Source organism: Ferruginibacter sp. (assembly GCF_031391665.1).
Taxonomy (GTDB): domain Bacteria; phylum Bacteroidota; class Bacteroidia; order Chitinophagales; family Chitinophagaceae; genus Ferruginibacter.
Genome location: NZ_JANMUN010000136.1, coordinates 1 through 20019, shown reverse-complemented (window position 1 = coordinate 20019; position 20019 = coordinate 1). Strand labels below are relative to the sequence as shown.

At 36.0% G+C, this 20019-nt stretch carries 16 protein-coding genes; 2 read left to right on the top strand and 14 right to left on the bottom strand.

Going from position 1 to position 20019, the window contains the following annotated elements; all coding sequences use genetic code 11:
* Positions 1-199: hypothetical protein (locus ACY651_RS09740; RefSeq protein WP_462252145.1), on the top strand; the 199-nt coding region annotated here is incomplete at its 5' end.
* Between the two features lie 262 nt (positions 200-461).
* On the opposite strand, the gene ACY651_RS09735 is transcribed toward ACY651_RS09740, so the two are convergent.
* From ACY651_RS09735 to ACY651_RS09670, 14 genes are all read right to left on the bottom strand, one after another.
* Complete coding sequence (locus ACY651_RS09735) at positions 462-1028, bottom strand: cupin domain-containing protein (protein WP_462252143.1); 567 nt, start codon at positions 1026-1028, stop codon at positions 462-464.
* A gap of 37 nt (positions 1029-1065) precedes the next feature.
* Complete coding sequence (locus ACY651_RS09730; RefSeq protein WP_462252141.1) at positions 1066-2385, bottom strand: sulfatase family protein; 1320 nt, start codon at positions 2383-2385, stop codon at positions 1066-1068.
* A gap of 79 nt (positions 2386-2464) precedes the next feature.
* Positions 2465-3013: a cupin domain-containing protein gene (locus tag ACY651_RS09725; protein ID WP_462252139.1), complete on the bottom strand. Its 549-nt coding sequence runs from the start codon at positions 3011-3013 to the stop codon at positions 2465-2467.
* 33 nt (positions 3014-3046) lie between these two features.
* Positions 3047-3484 carry a nuclear transport factor 2 family protein gene (locus ACY651_RS09720; RefSeq protein WP_462252137.1) on the bottom strand — a complete coding sequence of 146 codons (438 nt, stop codon included), beginning with the start codon at positions 3482-3484 and terminating at the stop codon, positions 3047-3049.
* Between the two features lie 27 nt (positions 3485-3511).
* Entirely contained in the window at positions 3512-3952 is a 441-nt protein-coding gene (locus ACY651_RS09715) for a nuclear transport factor 2 family protein (RefSeq protein WP_462252135.1), read from the bottom strand.
* 157 nt (positions 3953-4109) lie between these two features.
* Positions 4110-7070, bottom strand: a complete 2961-nt coding sequence (locus tag ACY651_RS09710; RefSeq protein ID WP_462252133.1) for a T9SS type A sorting domain-containing protein — start codon at positions 7068-7070, stop codon at positions 4110-4112.
* A 37-nt stretch (positions 7071-7107) separates the two neighbouring features.
* Positions 7108-7599 (bottom strand): hypothetical protein, encoded by a 492-nt coding sequence (locus ACY651_RS09705; RefSeq protein ID WP_462252131.1) that lies wholly within the window; start codon positions 7597-7599, stop codon positions 7108-7110.
* Positions 7600-7897: 298 nt separating this feature from the next.
* The gene (locus tag ACY651_RS09700; RefSeq protein WP_462252129.1) at positions 7898-9013 is read right to left on the bottom strand and encodes a M43 family zinc metalloprotease; all 1116 of its coding nucleotides are present in this window, start codon (positions 9011-9013) and stop codon (positions 7898-7900) included.
* A 30-nt stretch (positions 9014-9043) separates the two neighbouring features.
* Entirely contained in the window at positions 9044-10522 is a 1479-nt protein-coding gene (locus ACY651_RS09695; protein WP_462252127.1) for an autotransporter outer membrane beta-barrel domain-containing protein, read from the bottom strand.
* Positions 10523-10771: 249 nt separating this feature from the next.
* Positions 10772-11515, bottom strand: coding sequence for a LytR/AlgR family response regulator transcription factor (locus ACY651_RS09690; RefSeq protein ID WP_462252125.1), 744 nt, complete (start codon positions 11513-11515; stop codon positions 10772-10774).
* Between the two features lies 1 nt (position 11516).
* Entirely contained in the window at positions 11517-14570 is a 3054-nt protein-coding gene (locus ACY651_RS09685; RefSeq protein ID WP_462252123.1) for a ligand-binding sensor domain-containing protein, read from the bottom strand.
* Between the two features lie 270 nt (positions 14571-14840).
* Complete coding sequence (locus ACY651_RS09680; protein ID WP_462252121.1) at positions 14841-16484, bottom strand: hypothetical protein; 1644 nt, start codon at positions 16482-16484, stop codon at positions 14841-14843.
* A 15-nt stretch (positions 16485-16499) separates the two neighbouring features.
* Complete coding sequence (locus ACY651_RS09675) at positions 16500-17192, bottom strand: hypothetical protein (RefSeq protein ID WP_462252119.1); 693 nt, start codon at positions 17190-17192, stop codon at positions 16500-16502.
* A gap of 240 nt (positions 17193-17432) precedes the next feature.
* Entirely contained in the window at positions 17433-18770 is a 1338-nt protein-coding gene (locus ACY651_RS09670; RefSeq protein WP_462252117.1) for a kelch repeat-containing protein, read from the bottom strand.
* 138 nt (positions 18771-18908) lie between these two features.
* On the opposite strand from ACY651_RS09670, the gene ACY651_RS09665 reads away from it, so the two are divergent.
* On the top strand, positions 18909-19847 hold the full coding sequence (locus ACY651_RS09665; RefSeq protein WP_462252115.1) for an NAD-dependent epimerase/dehydratase family protein: 939 nt from the start codon (positions 18909-18911) through the stop codon (positions 19845-19847).
* The last annotated feature ends 172 nt before the right edge of the window (positions 19848-20019 follow it).

Genomic DNA, 20019 nt, shown 5'->3' with positions numbered 1-20019 from the left:
CGAAAACCACCCCAGCTGGATCGTGCAACCGAATGAAACCGCCGGTGCCCGCCAGTCGGAAATCAAGGTGATCAGGGCCGGGACGTTGATCGGCGAACAATTGCAGAAACCCTCCGGCCCCGTAAAAATCCTTTTGCATCCTGGTGCACCCGGCGGATGGTATTGGAAACAAGCCCTTCGTTTATGGTGTAGTTTTTAAAAATTTGCTGTTGTGCTGCAGCCGGGTTTACTAAACCGGAAATAAAGTAAAGGAATATTGTTATTAAACAATAACGCATAGTTTAAAGTTAATGCAGATTTTATTAGGTATGCTGTTTAATAATTTTTTAAAACGGGGTATGCTTTTTTAGCGGCTTTGTATTAAATTCTATTTCTTATTTTAAGTTGGTTAAAAAACTACTGCTGTAAATAAAATGAACTAATTAAAGCATGGTATTATTTTTTTAGAAGATTAATTATAATTATTCGATTTTTAAAGGCGGTCCAACAATTTGCATTTCATTATCTTTAAAAAGTTTACTCATTTCCTCTTTTGAAGGTTCCTTATCAAATGCTGCAAGTGTTGTAAAAAATGATTCCATTTTTCCTGCCGGTTGAAAAAGTACCGTCATCTTTCCTTTTTCACTTACCTGCGTCCAGGCATGAGCCACTTTCATTGGCATAAAAATACTGTCGCCAGCGGCCAAATGAAATTTATCTTCTCCTACCTGAAAAAAGTAACTGCCTTCCACCACATAAAAAACTTCATCCTGAAAATGATGTACATGCAAAGGTGTTCCTTTACCCTGCGATAAAGAGGTTTGTTCAAACATAGCAAAGCCTCCGTCGGTATCGCTGCCGGATATTTTTACATCAAGTATATTTTGATTAATGCCTTTTAATTTTATATGGCCATGTATCCGGCCTTCGCCTGCGTTTACTTTAAAACCTTTATCTGTTCGTTGCATTTCATTTTTATTTTTTGAAAAAGTTGAAAATGGAGCTGCAGCAATTGCAAGGGCTGATAAAATAAATTTATTTCTCTTCATACTGTTTATTTTTTATTCTTATTGTTTAAAATTTTATTTATAAAGGAACAGGAGGCAACACCGTTTTTTCCCAATCGGAATATTTTTGTTTTAACCTTTCGAAAATTATTTTTTCTTTTTCTTTAAGATTATTTTTTTCACCCGGATCTTTTACCAGGTTAAACAGGTATTCGCCTTTTTCATCCTGTAAATATTTCCATGGTCCGGTTCTGATGGCTTTTTGTTTATTGCGTTGAAATGTTCGCCAGTAAAATGTGCGTTCCATATTTTTTTTATTGCCTGTTAATATGGGTATTAAGTCTATTCCATCTAACGGAAAATTTTTATCTGCTTTTGCATTTGCAAGGGCAAGTATTGTAGCCATCCAATCCATAGTAATTGTAATCTGATTAGTAACGGTGTTGGCTGCAATTTTTCCGGGCCATCGTATAAATGCGGCGGTTCTTATACCACCTTCCCATAAATGAAATTTGCCCTTCTGATAAATTCCATTATCACCAAATTTTTCACCACCGTTATCACTTGTAAATATGATGACCGTATTTTTTGAAAGATTTTCTTCGTCCAGGGTTTGCATTATTTTCCCAATGGCATCATCAAGACTTTTCATCATGGCTGCATATTTTTCAGGAGTACCGCCCTGCTGCCATTGCTCTCTGCCCAATGCATAAGGAGTATCGCCCGGTGCCTGCAGCGGCCAGTGCGGTGCACTAAACATGAGGCTGATAAAAAATGGTTTTGTATGTCGTTGCCGGATAATATCAATAGTTCTCTCCGCAAAAAGTTCTGTGAGGTAACCTTTTTTAATTACAGGTGTTTCATTTTCATACAAATCATTTTGGCCTACAACATTGGTATGAGAAATATGATCTATCCCACCGCTATTGTAACCAAAGAATTCTTCAAACCCATTTTGTATTGGGCTCATTGCAGCCAAAAAACCTAAATGCCACTTACCAACGAGATGAGTGCTGTAGCCACTTTTTTTCATGAAGGTGGCAATGGAAGGATAATTGGATGTTAATCCGGCGAGGCTGTCTTTTTGCACAAGGGGCTCATGCAAACCAACTGGTGTACGGGCAGGGTAGCGGCCCGTCATAAACGAAGTTCGGGTAGGCGTACACATGGGACCGCCTGTATATGCATTCATAAACTTTACTCCCTGCGAAGCCAGTTTATCCAAATTTGGGGTGGTGTAATCTTTGCGTCCGTAGCAGCTTAAATCTCCATAACCCATATCATCCGTCATAATGTAAATAATATTGGGCCGTGCTGATTGAGTAAAACTATTATAAGGAATTATTGAAGTGAGAAAGATCATTCCAAAAACAATTTTTTTATGTGTACACTTAAACATGATAGCTTATTTTAAGAATGATGTTTGTATAGGCTGAGGGGATAGAAATATCTGGATAATGAATTTTTTATAAAATATTTTATTCTTTAAGTGTCATACCCCATTTTTTTGCAATCACTCTTTTTTCTTCAATGGTTCTTTTTACAAAAGGCTTGCCTAGTGGCGTACCTACTTCTCTAAAATATCCCTCAAATCCTGAAGGAGTATAAGCAAATCGCATTTCTAAATTTTCAGTTCCGTTATTTCTTAAGCCATGCCAGGTGCCTTTTGGCACTACAGCTACAGCACCTTCTGAAACCGGGTATTCTTTTTCTCCCATGGTAAATATGCCTGAGCCTCTATGAATAAAAATTAATTCATCTTCTTTTTTATGTTTATGTACAGGTATGCCTTCGGCAGGTAAAATGGTTTCTGATAAGAAGCTAATGTTTTCCGATCCCAGCTGCTTTGCAACTTTAATTTTCAATATCGTTGTGCCGTTTCTTAACAAATACGTTTCACCATCTTCTTCGTTTACTACTATTCCTTTAAATGGGGATGAGGTCTGCGCTGAATTAATAGCGGGAAGTAACAAAACAGATATTAATGCTGCACTGCTTTTTTCAACAAAATTTCTTCGGGATGTCATAAAAAGTAAATTGAGATTTAAATTTAGAAATTTCTATTGACATATTTCATTTGCATGTCTTGCAATCAATATCCATCGATCATTTTCTCTTTGGTAGATATTGGTATACCGTCGTTTAATTGTTTGCCCGCCTTTTGGACTGCCCATTACCGGAACAACGGTTTCACTACCCATGGATATTACGATATTTCCAGTAACAAGAATTTTTTCAAGGTCATGTGTATAACTGGTGTAGCTGATAAGCCCAGCCATCACCATCTCTACCTGGCCCCCTGTTAAAACATTATTTCTTGGAGAATTTACCATAAAGTTGCGTGCCCATATTTTTCGTAATGTAGCCGAATCCTTTTTCATTATTGCCTGTGCCTGTTTTTCTTCAAGGTCCCGGATTTCTTTTTCTATGATTTCGTTTTGTGCATAAGCACAAAATAAAATAAGCAGCGATGATACTAAGGAGATTAATTTTTTCATTTTTTTTGTTTTGATTTATTAATGATTTCAATCAATAGAAATAATCGTCGCCTGCCTTGCCACCAACTGCCAGTTATTTTTATTTTTCATCCAGATATTGGTATAGCGTCGCTTTACCGTTTTACCTGCATTGGGCATTTTGCCGGCAGGGTGCAGGGTTTCGTTACCCATGGCAATAGCAATGTTATTATTAAAAGTTACTTTTTCTGTAACTCTTTCAAAAATTTCCATGTCCACTTCGCCACTTCGTATTAAATGTTTTAACTGTTGCAGTGTGGTAATTTTATTGGTGGGAGCATTTACTACAAAATCGGGAGAGAAAATTTTGTACAAAGCGGTTGTATCTTTTTTTAAAAAGGCTTCTCTTTGTGCATCTTCTAATTTTCTTATTTCCCATTCTTCATTGCTTTGCGAAAAAATACAAAATGAAATGAGCAAAGACAACAGTGTGATAATTATTTTTTTCATCTCTTGAATAATTAAAAATAAATTGATTTGATTACAAAAATTCAATGCTGTTGTGGTGGTATTATAACCCCGTAAAAATTTCTCCTGTAAACGTTAATAGTTTATTTCCTGTGACGAAAATCCAATATTTCTTCCTGAAATAATAATTATCTCTTTGTTATTCTTTAATAAATTTAACAGTAGTTATCTCGATCCCACTAATTAATTGAACTAAATATATACCCGCTGCTAAATGACTAATGTTAATTTCATTTGTACCGGGCTTTGTTTTTTGTTGCAGTTGTACTTTTCCTGCAACATCAATAATTTTTGCAATGCTGTTATCATTTGCATTTTTAAGTACAATAAAATTGTGTGCAGGATTTGGTGAAACTGAAAACAATTGCTGCTTATCAAAATTTAATTTTATTACATTGCTGTACTTAAATTTACCATCAACATCAATCATTTTTAAACGATAAAAATTAATGCCGGGAAACGCATTTGCATCTGTTGCTGTGTAATAACTTTTCGCAATTGTATTTTTTGCATTTACCGTATTGATGCTTATAAAATTACTGCCGTCAGTACTTTTTTCAACTTCGTAATGAGAGGAATTTTGTTCGTTTTCTGTAACCCAATTTAAGCAAATACTGTTATTGCATTTGCCGCCATCAAAACTTATAAGTGTGACAGGTAAAGGATTTAAAGCGGTGCCTGATGCCAATGTAAACGGACTGAAATTAGCCACAGCAATCAATGATGTAACGGTACCAGAAGTATTAGTGCCTGTTACTAAACTATTTCCTTCATCTTTCCATAAACTGCCATTCCACCTTGCTACTTTAAGGTCGGGCAGACTATTTACTGTACCGCTTCGGCTACCATCCCAGCTTAAAGTTACAAACACAGCAGATGCACCAGCTGTTCTATCCAGTATCCAATATTCTGATGAAGACAAATGATCTATCGTAGCATCTTTTAGTGCTGTATTGTAGCCGTTGCCAGAAGGGTCAGTTGTAAAATATTGTGCCCGGAATGCGTCAGTTACATTTAAAGGAGCAGAGATACTTATGGGTGCAAATTTGCCCAGTTTACCAACAGGAAAAGTAAATGCTGTGTTGCCAATTTTAGTTAGTGGCCCATCTAAATAACTGGTTGCAGAAGCGCCTGTTTGCGTTGCGCTACTTTCAAATATTAAAGGGTTAGTTAAACTGCTGTAAATGATGCCGCTTATAAAAGTTACGTTGTTGCTAATGGTTACAGCATCATTTAAAGTAACTTTACCTGCACCGGATTTTTGTATTGATAATTGCTGCATTACAATAGGCTGCGTACCCAATTGTTCTATTACACTATTACCACTACCAGTAAATTTTATTTTGCCAATGATAATATTGCTTGCGGAGTTTAACGTTAGATTTTGTGCATATTCAACAATGTTACTTGCAGAGCCTCCAACACCAATATATATGTCGCCATTATTACGGGTGTAGGTTACGTTACCAAAATACTTATTGCTATAATTACCGCTGCCACTGTTGTATGCATCAAATAAAGCACTGCTGCCGTTATTGGTAAAACTGCAATTGCCCGTAATTATATTGTTACGCATATCTGTAACAAAACTTCCCGAATTACTGGCATCATCAGCTAGGGTTACATTTCCTGTTATTTGATTGTTGAACATTTCTGCAAAGCCATTTCTATAGCCAGTAACAGTAAATGTATTTACAATCAGTGTATCATTTTTTATATTTGCACCTTTGGAATTAAGCACATCAATGATGCCTCCACCGGTTTGATTCTTCAATTCATCCAGGGCAAAAACATCAGGCGTGGTATAATGGGCAGTAATATTTATGGTACCGCTGATAGTTGTTTTTCTTCCGGCAAAGCCAAAAAAATTACCCAGGTGTGTATCTCCTGCTGTATTATTTGTATAAATAAAATTACCGTTTATTATTGCGCCATAGGTAAATGCTTCAGTGTAGCCTGCCACGGTACGGTTAATGGTAACATTTCCATCAAACAGCGAGCCGGCAATGGTATAGCAAATCTGCATTGGGCCGGCGCCATTTGCAGTAAAAATGGTATTGCCAATGTAATGGTTTCCCCATTCATAAAAAGGAATACCAAGACCACCATTCATGGTAAAATTTGTATTGCCTGTAAACAGGTTATTATTAATGTAGACTGGCGCATTGCCTAATGGTAAAGCATTACTGTTTAAAGATGTTACCGCTGTAATAGAACTGTTTAAAATTTGGCAATTAATGTTACCTCTAACCCCATTAATTGTTAGTGCTGTATTTTTTAAGGTATCTTTTTCTATTAAAAAACCAGCCGTATTTTGCAATAAAATATTGCCTCCATTTGTTTGATTAATAAAGCGGTGAATTTCGAAAATAGATGTAGCAGTATTTATTGAGGGGTCGTTAATTGTAATGTCAACCGTACCACCAATACTTGTTTTTGCTGTGTTTGTTCCCATTATTGTTATGCTGCCTGTATTATCGGTAAATGAATAATTCCCAATAATATTTCCTCCGCCATTACACACATGCGTTTCTCCTTTTGTGGTTCGGTTTACAGTAAGGCTGCCATTAAATTGTGAGGGTACAACCTCAGAAATTTTAACATTAAGCGTACCTGTTATATTGTAAGTAACATTGCCATTAAATTGATTGGCAACACCGGCATCACCATCTAAAAAGGTATTGATGCCGGAGATGTTAAATACAATTGCATCATTAACAGTATTGTTTTTAAAATAAGTGGTAAAGCCAAGGTCGCCGGTGTTAATATTTAAAATAATATCAGTACCAGCATTGCTATTATTAATTGTTGCTCCGGTAAAATATACAAAATCGTTACTAATGATGGTAACGTTAAAACCATTTACATCTATACTGCTGCCTGCCTGCATATTAATAGATCTTACAGTTATGTTGTTCAATAAAACCGGATAATTCCCTAAGCCGCCGGGAATGATGGCAATATCATTACTTGCAGGCACAACCATGGGGTTCCAGTTAGAAGTACTGTTCCAATTGGAGCCGGATGCACCCGTCCATGTTTGTGCTTTTAAAAAATAAAAAGACAGGAGCAGTGTTGTAACCAGATAAATTTTTTTCATTATTCTTAAATGAATGAGTTTAAAAATGTTTTATCAATTAGTTTTTAATTAATAGTATGCGAAAAAAACCATCTGTAATTTTTACTTCTTTTTTGGTGTTGTTACAAACATTGGTAAAAAAAAATTTTCCTTCTGCTGCATTATCATCCACTTTTGTAATTTCTATTGCTCCTTTTGGGTTGATGTATAAACAACCATCATTCAGCATAAGGTCAACTGCATTGTCATCGCTGATAATTATTTTTTTGCCCACCACCATATCAGTTTTGGAATAAGACAGGCCTATATAATCATTCTTATAATAACCCACTATTCTGCCAGCAGCATCGGGTGGCATCATGGAAGATGCCACCCAATTACTGCCATTTATTTTGGCATTCATAGTATAACCGCTTGCGGTGGCAGCAACAGTGCCAGGCTTAATGGCCGCTTTAATTTGTGTTGCCCTTTCAACAGGATTGCTTTGGTTACTATTGCCGCAGGAATAAAGTATGGCAGCGATAAATAAAATTGAAATGATTTGTTTCATGATTAGTGTTTTAATTCGAAGCAATTTTTATTAGTCGGCAGTTTCCACCACTTTATTTTTAACTCCTTTAACCCGATAATCATTTGTTACTGGTTTTTGAATGTTTTGTATGGCGGTTGTTTATTCAATATTTACAAAACTTATTCATCCTTTTGATCTGTTTAAACCTGAGCTTTTATAAAATAATTAAAGCCACTAACTTACCTGAATGCCAAACAGTTGCTGCCAACCGTTTACTTTTTTAAAACACCTCATGGGGTTACACTGAGATTAGAAATATAAGCAGTGTTGTTGTGCATTAATCGCACAGCTTATTTATAAAAAATTTTGTTGGGCTGCTTGCTGGCCGGATTACAGTGCCAGCCATAATTGTAATTTTATTACCGGCATTAATATATTTTTTTCCATTACCGCTGCCAATAAATACAGTATTTCCAGGCGTAACAGCACCAATTCGAATATCACTTTTTGCGGCCATATAAAACTCGTTTAAGATTGTGATGTTTATAGAGTTTGCATACAGCGTTGCATCTAAGGTAACAAGGCATTTGTTTACTACATTTTGATTAGCAATAGTAGCCCTCATCCTGGTTGCCTGTTGCACTGTAAACTGTGTATAACAAGCAGCCCAATAGCTCATAATATTATTAATAGGTGGAGCGTAAGACCGGGTGCTTCCATTACAAACTATTGTTTGGTTGCCTGTATAGATACAGCTATTGGGTGGCGTTACCATGTTTTCCGATCCGCCAAAGTCAGCCTGAGTATCACAAACTAAATCGCCGCTGTTGTTGCAGTTGCTTCCATCAGGGCATTCGGTACCACCGCTGGTTTCAAACGTATGGAGCAAGCCTAAACAATGGCCCATTTCATGATAAAAATTAAAATTATTTGCTTGCACTACAGAGAAATGATCCGAAGGTATATTATAGGAATTACCACCCGACCCGTCACCCAAACTTCTATGTACATAAATATCAATGGCATCATTGTGTTTATTATTTGCCAAAAGAGAAGCTTCATCGGCAGCTAAACCCGGGTTCATACTATTATTTAAAAAAGTATTGTTTACATACTCAAATCCAACAAACATGAAACAGATATTATGAGGTTTAAAAAAATTAGTCATTGTTTGTAAATCAATATGCATCTGTGCCTCAGTAGTGGCTGCATTTGTGCCATCGTTATCCCTGAGTATGTGAACATATACCCTTATCACATATAAATAGTCAATGGTTCGCTCAATACCATTTAGTTGTTCCTGTGTGTATTTTGTTATAACTAAGGGTGTTTTGGTTGAGCAATTTTGTTTCGGCTTTGTATTTTGCTGTGCATATACTTCTGTATACAGGCATGTGGCAATGAGTATATGGATCAGTAAGAAAATGTGCGGTTGTAAAATATATTTTTTCATTTTTTCTGATTAGGCATTCAAAAAACCTGGTTATTTCTTTTTTAGTGCTTCTATCTCTTTCTTCAATTCAATCATATATAATGTCAGTTCTTCAATTTTTTCCATCATTCTTTTTTGTACATCACCAACATGCAAGCCTTTTTCCGCTACCTCTTTTGCAGATGGTATATTAGGCAGGTGTTTATTTTGCTGAATAAATTTTTCTACATCTTCCAGCGGGGCAAGTTTATATTTCTTATCAAAAACATAATCTGCCCAGCCGGTTTCCACTACAACTTCTTTGGTGCGTATGTCGCCATTTACCGATAGTTTGTATGTGGGGTTAAGTGTGCCGATACCTACATTACCTGTGTTGGTATTCATTATCAATCCCCAACCGGACACATTACCCCAGAAGCCGGTAGTAACTGCATCTGCAATACCCATAAATCCTATAGCAGCAGTATTTGCAGGGTTATTAAGCCACACACCAGCAGTGCTGCCGCCAGTTCCACTCCGAATACGCATTCTGTCTGCAACGTCCAGCTTAAACACAGGGTTATCATCAGGTACGCCAATTCCTACATTTCCTGTAGCTTCAGAAACAAAAATCCTTGAGAAACCACCACTAAAAATTCGCATATTAGTGGGAGAGAAAGTACCAATGCCTGCTGATGTACCACCTATTCGGGTGGATAAAACATTTCCATTTTCACCAATATGCGATATGCCATCACTGTTGTTTAATGTTTGTACTGTAAGCTTAGTCCCAACAGCCGGGTTGTCTGTTCCGATGAATACACCGCCGGTTGCCTGTGAGATGATCATACGGCTTAAGCTCCCGCTAAATATTCGCATATCAGTTGGAGAAAAAGTGCCGATGCCTGCTGTAGTACCACCAATCCTGGTTGATAAGATATTTCCCTGGATACTTCTATGCGTTATGCCATAGCTATTATTATCCGTTTCTACAGTAAGTTTATTTATAGGTGAGGTTGTACCAATACCTACATTGCCAGTATTATTATTAGAAATATTATTACCACTTGCATCCCAAAAACCACCACCACCAGCAACAGAACCTTTACTGCTGCTTTTTACAATCCATTTTTGTTCGGTGGCATCGTACTGCAGATTTACAATACCTTTATTTATTATGGTTATATCTGCATTTGTACCTGTAACAATCATATCTGTTACAGCAGCATTTACATCTTCATTATTTATTTGCATATTAAAACCGGTTCGGTTAAACAGGGTGAGCAACCTGCCATCATTACCTGCTGCAATACCAGCAATGGTAAAATCTGCAGTGGGGCCTGTAAGCCTGTAATAACTAAACCGGGTTGTATTTATATCCAATGCAATGGTTATACCATCGGCAACTGTAATTTCTGTAGTTCGCAAAATCAAATCTCCGTTTACATCTAAAGTTGCTTCGGGTGTGGGAGTATTTACACCAACATTTTGGCTGCTGCTTTTAGCAACAAGCAATACAATGCTTATAATAAAAACAAGTAATGATTTCATGATGAAATATTTTTTGGTTGGAAGTTTATTAAATTATTTGCCAAATTATTTTTATTTGTAGTAGATAAAAACCCCCAGTAAATAAGCGGGGGTGTTTTATGATTAGGCGGGCATTTTTTTGGGTACACTTTGTTAGTTGGGTTGAGCAATTATTGCTACACCAAAAAGAATATTTAGCAACAGCGAAGAAATAAATGTAAGCTTACGCTGTATGAAATATTTTTTAACTTTATTTAAAAGAAAGAAATGCTAATAGCCAATGGCTTTAAGAAACTCTTCTTTTTTTCTACGGGACACATCGACGTAAGCGCCGTTTTGCAATTCAATCTGGCCTCCATCACCCTTAATGTATTTTTTAATAAAATTAAGGTTGATAAGATGGGAGTGGTGAGTGCGGAAAAAAATATCTTCGGGCAGCAGCTCTTCAAATTCTTTTAAAGTTTTGGAGGCGGTTATTTTTGTTTTATCAGTAAAATAAATATTGGTGTAATTGCTGTTGGCCTCTAAATGTATAATGTCGTTTATATCAAAAAATAATAAGGCCTCTAAAGTAGGAATGGCTAATTTGTTTAATTGTTTCTTTGGGTGCTGCATATTTTGCTGCAGCAACTCAACTTGTTTTTTTGTTTGATTGTTTTGCTGCATGTCCACTTTAGATACAGCTGTTTTTAGCTCATCAATATCTACAGGTTTTAGTAAATAATCAAAAGCGGCATATTTTATTGCTTTAATGGCGTACTGGTCGTAAGCAGTAGTAAAAATTACATGAAAATTTTTTTCGGGCAACTGGTTCAGCATTTCAAAACCGTTCATACGGGGCATCTCAATATCTAAAAAAATAAGTTGAGGTTGGTGTTGTTGTATCAGCAATAATGCTTCCTGCCCATTTTCTGCCTCGGCAACTATTTTTACCTGCGTACAATAAGTCAGCAATTTTTCCCTCAGCGCCATTCTGCCTTTGGCTTCATCATCAATTATTATTGCGCTTATCATTTTAAATAATATTTAAGTTAACGGTTACTTCGGTACCTGTTGCTTTTCCATTATTGTACAAATCATTTATCTGTATAGCTGCATGCTCTTCTTTGTTAAATAATTTTATCCTGTCGTAACTTATTTGCATGCCATGGTGCGATTCTTTATTTTGCATTATTTCTCCGGCAGCTTTTCTTCCAATACCATTGTCGGTAATTGTATATTGAATGGTGTCATTTACTTTTTTTATTGTAATGATAAGTATGCCATCATTACCCTCTTTATTTTTAAGCCCGTGCAGTATAGCATTTTCTGCAAAGGGCTGTACAATTAGCGGCGGTACTTTATAATCGCTGTTTAAGAGTTCGCTGTCAATATTGAAAGTTGTTTTAAATTTATTTTCATGCCTTAATTCTTCAAGTTCAATATACAATTTTAGTGTATCAACATCTTTACTAAAAAGTACTGTATTTTGTTTACTGGTGTCTAAAATATTTCGTAAAAGTTTGGCAAATTTATTAAGATAAACGGTTGCAGAATATTTATCGTTCCCCTGTATTAATGCATCAATACTGTTAATGCAGTTAAATATAAAATGCGGATTCATCTGGCTGCGGAGTGCTTTCATCTCCATTTCTGCCATTTGTTTGGCAAAAAGCATTTTGTTTTTTGCTTCGTTACGTACCGCATTCATACGCCATTTAGCTATCGAATAAATTATGCCTGTAATAAGCAGTGCACATAAAATTTTAAACCAAGTGGTTTTCCACAAGGGTGGTGTAATAATTATTTTAAAAGAAGTAATTGCTCCAGTATTATTGCCCTGCTCTGCTTTTACTTCAAAAATATATTCACCCGGTTGCAGGCTGGTGTAATTAGCAAAACGTTTGGTGCCGCCATTTACCCAGTTTTTATCAACTCCTTCAAGACGGTAATAATAATTAGTAGGCAATACGCCGGAAAAACTTAGTGAAGCAAATTCGATAGTTATAAAATTTTCTTTGTAAGAAAGCCTGAGTGGGTTGTTGTTATAAAGTAATGAATCAACTGATACTGCTTTACCTAAAATTTCAAATCCGGTAATTTCAATTTTTGGCTTATTAATATTGCCGTAGCCAGGATTGCCCGTAAAAAAACTTATTATTTCTGTGCCGGTAAATGTTAACCATTGTCCATTTTGTAAAGGATAAAATTTATTAGATGAAAAGGTGGAGGTAACAAGCCCCGGTTCCATACCAAAAAGAATGATTTTTTTTTCTGACGGGATGTATTTACAAAGCCCATAATCGGAAGTGAACCATATTTTACCTGCAGTATCTTTTTTTATTGCATAAATATTATTGGAGGGTAAGCCATTGGCCATGGTTACCTGAGAAAATGTTTTTGTTTTTTTATTAAAAAAATTTAACCCGCCATAAATCGTGCCTATAAGTAATAAGCTGTCGTTAAGTTCTTCTATTCCCCTGCAGGTTTGGCCTGATAATGCTTTAACATTATTTTCATCTGGTAACCAAATGCTGGTGTAAATCATTTTCTCTGTATCAAATTGTTTAAAACCTGCAATAGTGCTTACCCAGCATTGCTGATCTTTATCAATAAAAATATTTGAAACATTATCCGCTTTTTTTAAAGTATCCCTGCAGGCATAAAATTTTTGCTGTTGTTTATTCCATTTTACAATTTTACCATTGTGCAGGCCAAAAAATACATTGCCTTTACTATCTTTTTCCATGCACATTATTGTAGAACCTTCCATTTCCGGCGGATGGAAAGTTTGTACAGCACCAGATACTAAATTATATTGCTGCAGGTAGCCATGCTGGCATCCTGTCCACAGGGTTTCTTCATCAACCTGTATTAAACTCCAGGTAAAATTTTTATGCGGTGGCAGGCCTTTAAATAAAATATTTTTTTTAAAATTCAGGTGTTCATCATAAACAGTAATACCTCCGCCCCATGTGCCGATAATTATATCGCCGCTTGTAGTTTGTACAGCACTGGTAATTTCATTTTTAGTAATTGATAAAGGATTATTTTTTTCGTGCCGTACAGCATTAAAAAATTTTCTGTAAGGATTAAAAATACTGATACCCTTATCTGTACCTAACCATATATTTTGTTCTTTATCCTGAAAAAGGCAGTAAATACTGAAATTGTACCGTATAGTTTCACTGTTTTTTTCTTCTGCAATACAATAATCAAAATTATCCTGATCCTCGTTATACCTTAGCAAGCCTCCGCCTTCTGTAGCCAGCCAGTTATTGTTATGGTCATCTTCCATCATGCAACTGATAATAATACCCGAAGAAGTGGGTAAATTATTTTTCGCTTTCATTTTAATATCAGATAAATTGTACTGGCTTATTTTTTTTGTTTTGTTATCATACCGGAATAAAACATCCGCCCAGGTGCTAATCCAAAAATTTTGCCTGCTGTCTATCATAATAAATCGCAGGTTTTTACCCTGCAGGTTATTTTTTAAAAACTTTAATAATAGATTGTTTTCAGGATTATTAATAGCTGAATAAACTTTTTTACTTTTTTTATCGAACAGATATAAATTATTATTGGTGATAACCCAGGTAATGTTAGTGGTACTGTCGGCAGCAATGGAAGTGCTGTAGTGGCTGTTTGCAGGTAAAACATTTAAGTTATTAGAAAAATATTTTTTTAAACTGCTGTTGTATTGATAAAGCGCATTGGAGCTTAGCCTCCACTCTTTATTATCAGCATCACGGTACGAAGTAAATGTAAAAGCTGTGTCTGTTATTAATTTTTCTTTATTGTAAACAGTAAATTTATTTTTTTCTGTTTCCATTTTTTCCAGTTTGTTATCATTGCTTATCCATAGCCTGTTATTTTTATTATCGGCATACATGTTAACTGCATTAGTAAGCATACCCAATGGACTGCTCAGCATTTCGGGGTAATAAATAAAACGGGAGCCATCGTACCGCTGTAAGCCATTAGCAGTTGCTATCCATATAAAACCTTTGGCATCCTGTACTATAGAAAATACCTGGTTGTGCAGCAATCCATCAGTTTGGGTAAGGTGCTTAAAAGAGTAATTCATCTTTTGCTGCGCCGATGCATAACAATTGAACACAATGAAGAAAATAAATATAATACAACGGCTGTATCGCATGGCTTAAAGCTACTTGAAATTAGGTTTAATAATCACTTCAATTTAGCCTAAATAAAAAATCATTCAAAACTTATTGAAATCTATTTGCACAAACAAACTGCTGATACAGTTTTTATTATTAGCTAATTTTTTTTACAATGTTTTTTCTTCTACTGTTGCACTTGCAGTTGGTTACAGCTCCCAAACTATTTCTAAACTTTAATACATTGCCAATACAATTACTCCCCTGCCACCCTGGTAAACAACTCTGCTTACTGTTAAAGGTCCATCAGATCTGTCAGAAACCCTTAGCTTAGTTACTCCAATTGAAAAATCACCACCACGCCTGATAGTACCCGCTGCGGTTGTAACTTCAGCATCTAAATTAGTTTGCGATGTTGCTACGTTTACATTACCAGGCCAATAATTTGCAATAGCATTTCCATTAAAACTAATTTTACCATCACCTATCGATGAGTTTGCCACTCCGGTTTTATTATAACTTCTCCCCGCTACATTACCTACTGTTACACATGCTTCAGTTAAATTACCACTCATATCCATTACTCCAAAAAAAGAAGCCCCGCTTGTAATTCTGTTAGATGTTGCAGTAGCAAAAATGCCATTCCTTAGTGGCCCGGTGGTAAGATTGCCATAGCTTGCATTGCCTAACACAGCGCTGCTGTTGCTCACGGTTTCAGTTGCAGTAAAAGGAGCAGTTAATGTAAAAGAGTTGCCGCTTATGGCAGTAGTACCCCACGCAAATTCGCCATTAACGGGTACATTAAATCCTGCAGAAGTATGACCTCTGCAGATTCTTTCAAAATTCATTTCAGTCATGGGTGCTAAACCTGCCCAGTCTAACCAAGCTGCCAAATCGGTCCAGCCCAAAAAATTACAAGCTGCAAACTCACCGTCGTTAGCTTCATCAAATATATTATTGCCTGAAGCATCACAGCCATAGGTAGCAGGTAAACCAATGCTTGAAGGGAATTTTATTTCTAAAAAATTTCTGCCGGTTCCGGATGCTGTTAAAGCACCAGTACCTGTAGCGGATGTTGGTGAATTTGCGGTACGGGTAGTTTGTTGAGCAAGGTTAAGCGTATTTAAAAAATCCCGGTAAGCACCCTGTGTTACCTCATACTTCATACACCAAATAGCTGAGGAAACAGGAAAAAAAGCATTACTGATTGCTAAATTTTGTATTCCATCACCAGAAGCATCTGCGATAGTAAAAGAGTTTGGTTCTTCAATTTCTGCATCATCAATACCATTCACATCTACACTGATTAAGTCAAGACCAGAAAATCCAACTCCTGTAACAGCATAAATATCTAAACCTTGTTTATGAAATGCATTAATGCTTTCTGTAAAAATACCATCTCCATCACCCAGGGCCAAGCCATTACCATTAACTACAGTACTTGCTGGTATATAAACCATTTCTACTGCAAAAGCCCTTAACTCAATATTATAAGGAACGGTATTGTCCACAGCTAATCTTACGCCTGCTATACTTATATTACCAATACCTAAATTGGAAGCAGAGCGGTGCATAACAGCGCCGTATGAAGATCTCCAATAAGCTAAAGTAGCAGGAATAAGATCTGCTGCAGTAATACTATTTAAATTTAAATGAACCCAATTACCGGTAGCAGTTTTGTATTTAAAATATATCCATACCCCATCATAATTGGCTGGCCCGTTTAATATTCTCCAGCTGTTTTCCCAGCTTATATCAAACTGCACATAAATATTATTACCTCCATTGTTTACTAAATTTACATTGCTTATTACTACATTATTGGCCTTACCGTTTTGCAGTAAAAAAAATAAAGTTAAAAGTGTAATTATCTTTTTCATATTTTTTTATTTTTATTAATTTCCATTTAGTTTAAAATTAGCTGCCGGTGATACTGTTACCGAACTGCCGGGCTGTAAATACAAGCTTTTAATTTCGTAGGTAAACGATACCGTAGGATACCTTGATAAGCCGGAAGGGATTAAAACATTACTGTTACTGTTGGGCAAGGTGCCACAATCCCAGTTGGCAGGGTTTTCCCAGGCAATGCTTACGCTGCCATTCCATGTGGCAACATCACCGGTGCAAAGTGAGTTTTGGCCAAATACCGTTTTACTTGCAAAACCATCGCTGCTGTTGCCACTATAAATATTGGGTAATGTATTTTGATTAATAATAATTGTTTGATGAAAGCCATCGTTATTGCCGCCGGCATAAATATTGGGCAATGTATTTTGATTTATGATAAATGTTTGATGAAAGCCATCATTATTACCACCAGCATAAATATTAGGTAATGAGTTTTGATTAAGAACGGCAAACTGCACATAACCATCATTACTACCTCCTGTATAAATATTAGGTAATGCATTTTGATTAAGTACTGCCGACTGTAAGTAACCATCATTATTGCCCCCGGTATAAATATTGGGTAATGTATTTTGATTGGCTATAGCTATTTTTAAAAAACCATCATTACTGCCGCCTGTGTATTGTGCGTTAGCCCTTGTTGCAAAAAAAACAAACAGTATGAAAAAAAATTTCAACATTATAAAATTTTGTTTTGTTGATTTTTTGTATCGCATTTTAAAAAGATAAATAGAGAACTTAGTTTTAGAATTATGTATAAAAATTAAGCGTATTGTTTTTCAAATTTCTTTCTTAAATCAAAACATTTAAAGCGGCATTGATCCAATTACAGAAAAGGTTTAGCAGCAGGATATTTAAAAATATTTTTTCAAGAGATATTCTATACCATTGGCATGCCGATGCAAAACTGCCCCAGTGTGTTAATTTTTTTTCATGTACGACCAATACCCTTTCAATACCATAATTTGATCACACACCTCACTCCCTGACCTGTTAAATATTTTCGGTTGACCGGTACTGTTTAAACCATAAAACCGATCTGTTGATGGATTGTATTTGTAGCAAAAAATCCTTGAAGTTTGAATTTGACATACATTTAATTGAAGTGGAGCAGTGGTTGTATTGCTAAGTTCTAACTCGTAATGCACTATTTCTGGTCTAAGAGGAGGCGGAGGAAGAATTAAGGATTTATCCCCTGTAATATAAAGTTTGTTTCCAGCCAAAGCCATTGAATAAGATTCTACATAAAAACCGGGGCCGCCGGGTATGTTATAGCTTATGTTTGTATTCACATGGGTTACGGGGTCGTACTCAATAGCCAGAAGGCTTACATTGGTCCAAACCAGTTTATTGTTACGGGATACGAGCTGGCCACTATTCAAATACTCTGGTCCTGGTGTTGATGCAATTGAAATTTCGGCAGACCAGGTATTGGTTAACGTATTGTATCGATACATTTTTTTTACGTAATTGAAAGTGAATGAATTTATGACCGTACTGGCTCCATTTAATAAATAAATATCCGTACCGATTGCTGCAGTAGCATGCGAAGTATTTGGTACAGGCATACTGGCAATAGCAGCCCAGGTATTAGTTATTAAATTGTATTTAGCTGCGGCATTAGAAATTACAGCACTGGGAGGACTGGCAATTAAATTGTAACCTCCGGTAATAAAGATTTCGTTGCCTACCTGTGTTACTCCGCAATTATTTTTTATGCCGAGTGGCGAAATAGTTGGTGAACGATCCCATTTTTGTAAAATGATATCGTATAAATATAAATAGCCGTCGGTACCGTAATAAATAAATTTATTATTGTACAGCACAGATTCACGGCTTGTATTGGGAGCAGGAGTAATTAGTGCTGAAGATAGTGGAAACCCGTTTGTCCAACTGCCGGGATAATTAGTGTTTACCGGAATAAAAGCAGTATCCCATAAATCAATTACCCTTAATACGGAAAAACCTGCGGCCTTTATATTTATGGTATCCTGGCTTTGTGCTAATATGATACCTTTTGATGGTAACCCCTCCAAACTTTTCCAGTTTGTACCATCACCGCCTTCAAATTTACCTGCATTAAAACGAACAGTTCCTGTTTGATTAGTAGCGGTAGTTCCAATTTTAATAGCACCGTTTACATCCAGTTTTTGCAATGGCACTGGTACACCTATGCCTACATTTTGTGTAAAAGCTGTTGTGCTTATCAGCATTACCAATAAAAAACTACAGCATAAGCAAAGTGCAAAAGATTTCATAAAACAACTTTTCTCAAATTTCTTCTTTCCTCAAATCATTTAAAGCTCAATTGAGCCAATTACAGAAATGGATTAGCAGCAGGTGGTTACCTGAAATATTTTTTTTCTCTTTACATTTGATAATTATAAACTGTAAATATGATAAAAGACAAAATTTTAGTGATTGGTGCCAGCGGCCAGATAGGAGTGGAGTTAACATTAGCATTACGTAAAATGTATGGCAATGCCAATGTGGTAGCCAGCGATTTAAGGGAGCAAAACCCTTTGCTGGAAGGCACTGGCCCTTATGTAAGTTTGGATGTGATGAATAAAGAAATGCTGCATGTGCAGGTGATACGGCAAAATTTTACGCAGATATATTTGTTAGCCGCCATACTCTCTGCCACCGGCGAAAAAAATCCTAACCTTGCCTGGAGCTTAAATATGACCGGCTTATTAAACGTACTGGATATCGCAAGAGAAGAAAAAATAAGTAAAGTGTACTGGCCATCGTCCATTGCAGTTTTTGGGCCAACAAGTCCTAAGCAAAATTGTCCGCAGCAAACCATTATAGAACCGAGTACAGTGTATGGGATAAGTAAATACGCAGGAGAGTTTTGGTGCAATTATTATTTTCACCGCTTTGGTGTAGATGTAAGAAGTTTGCGTTACCCCGGTTTAATAAGTTATAAAAGTGCACCCGGAGGAGGTACTACCGATTACGCTATTGAAATTTTTCATGAAGCGCTGGAAGAAAAAAAATACGAATGTTTTTTAAAAGAAGATACTTACCTGCCTATGATGTACATGCCCGATGCTATAAGGGCAACGATTGAATTGATGGAAGCACCTGCAGAAAAAATTGCAGTACGGACATCTTACAATATTTCGGGTATGAGCTTTTCACCAAAAGAAATTGCTGCCGAAATAAAAAAACGTATTCCTGATTTTGAAATGAGTTATAAATCAGATTACAGGCAAACTATCGCCGACAGCTGGCCGCAGAGTATTGATGATACTGTGGCAAGAAAAAACTGGGGGTGGAAAGAAGATTATAATTTACCGGCAATGGTAAAAGACATGCTGGATAATTTATAAAATGAAATTTAATATTTTTTGTTTTAACTATTCGTTTACCAACAAAATATAATTGTTTAATCCACACGCCTTAATTTTGGGTTTAAAAAAATTTACTTTTATGAAAAAGATTTTTGCAGTTATTGCTATTTTATCAATTTGTTCAGCTACCTACGCACAGAACGATGATAAA

Excerpts from the sequence above, each read along its gene's own strand:
- ACY651_RS09735 (WP_462252143.1), bottom strand. The coding sequence starts at position 1,028 with ATGAAGAGAAATAAATTTATTTTATCAGCCCTTGCAATTGCTGCAGCT.
- ACY651_RS09730 (WP_462252141.1), bottom strand. The coding sequence starts at position 2,385 with ATGTTTAAGTGTACACATAAAAAAATTGTTTTTGGAATGATCTTTCTC.
- ACY651_RS09725 (WP_462252139.1), bottom strand. The coding sequence starts at position 3,013 with ATGACATCCCGAAGAAATTTTGTTGAAAAAAGCAGTGCAGCATTAATA.
- ACY651_RS09720 (WP_462252137.1), bottom strand. The coding sequence starts at position 3,484 with ATGAAAAAATTAATCTCCTTAGTATCATCGCTGCTTATTTTATTTTGT.
- ACY651_RS09715 (WP_462252135.1), bottom strand. The coding sequence starts at position 3,952 with ATGAAAAAAATAATTATCACACTGTTGTCTTTGCTCATTTCATTTTGT.
- ACY651_RS09710 (WP_462252133.1), bottom strand. The coding sequence starts at position 7,070 with ATGAAAAAAATTTATCTGGTTACAACACTGCTCCTGTCTTTTTATTTT.
- ACY651_RS09705 (WP_462252131.1), bottom strand. The coding sequence starts at position 7,599 with ATGAAACAAATCATTTCAATTTTATTTATCGCTGCCATACTTTATTCC.
- ACY651_RS09700 (WP_462252129.1), bottom strand. The coding sequence starts at position 9,013 with ATGAAAAAATATATTTTACAACCGCACATTTTCTTACTGATCCATATA.
- ACY651_RS09695 (WP_462252127.1), bottom strand. The coding sequence starts at position 10,522 with ATGAAATCATTACTTGTTTTTATTATAAGCATTGTATTGCTTGTTGCT.
- ACY651_RS09690 (WP_462252125.1), bottom strand. The coding sequence starts at position 11,515 with ATGATAAGCGCAATAATAATTGATGATGAAGCCAAAGGCAGAATGGCG.
- ACY651_RS09685 (WP_462252123.1), bottom strand. The coding sequence starts at position 14,570 with ATGAATTACTCTTTTAAGCACCTTACCCAAACTGATGGATTGCTGCAC.
- ACY651_RS09680 (WP_462252121.1), bottom strand. The coding sequence starts at position 16,484 with ATGAAAAAGATAATTACACTTTTAACTTTATTTTTTTTACTGCAAAAC.
- ACY651_RS09675 (WP_462252119.1), bottom strand. The coding sequence starts at position 17,192 with ATGTTGAAATTTTTTTTCATACTGTTTGTTTTTTTTGCAACAAGGGCT.
- ACY651_RS09670 (WP_462252117.1), bottom strand. The coding sequence starts at position 18,770 with ATGAAATCTTTTGCACTTTGCTTATGCTGTAGTTTTTTATTGGTAATG.
- ACY651_RS09665 (WP_462252115.1), top strand. The coding sequence starts at position 18,909 with ATGATAAAAGACAAAATTTTAGTGATTGGTGCCAGCGGCCAGATAGGA.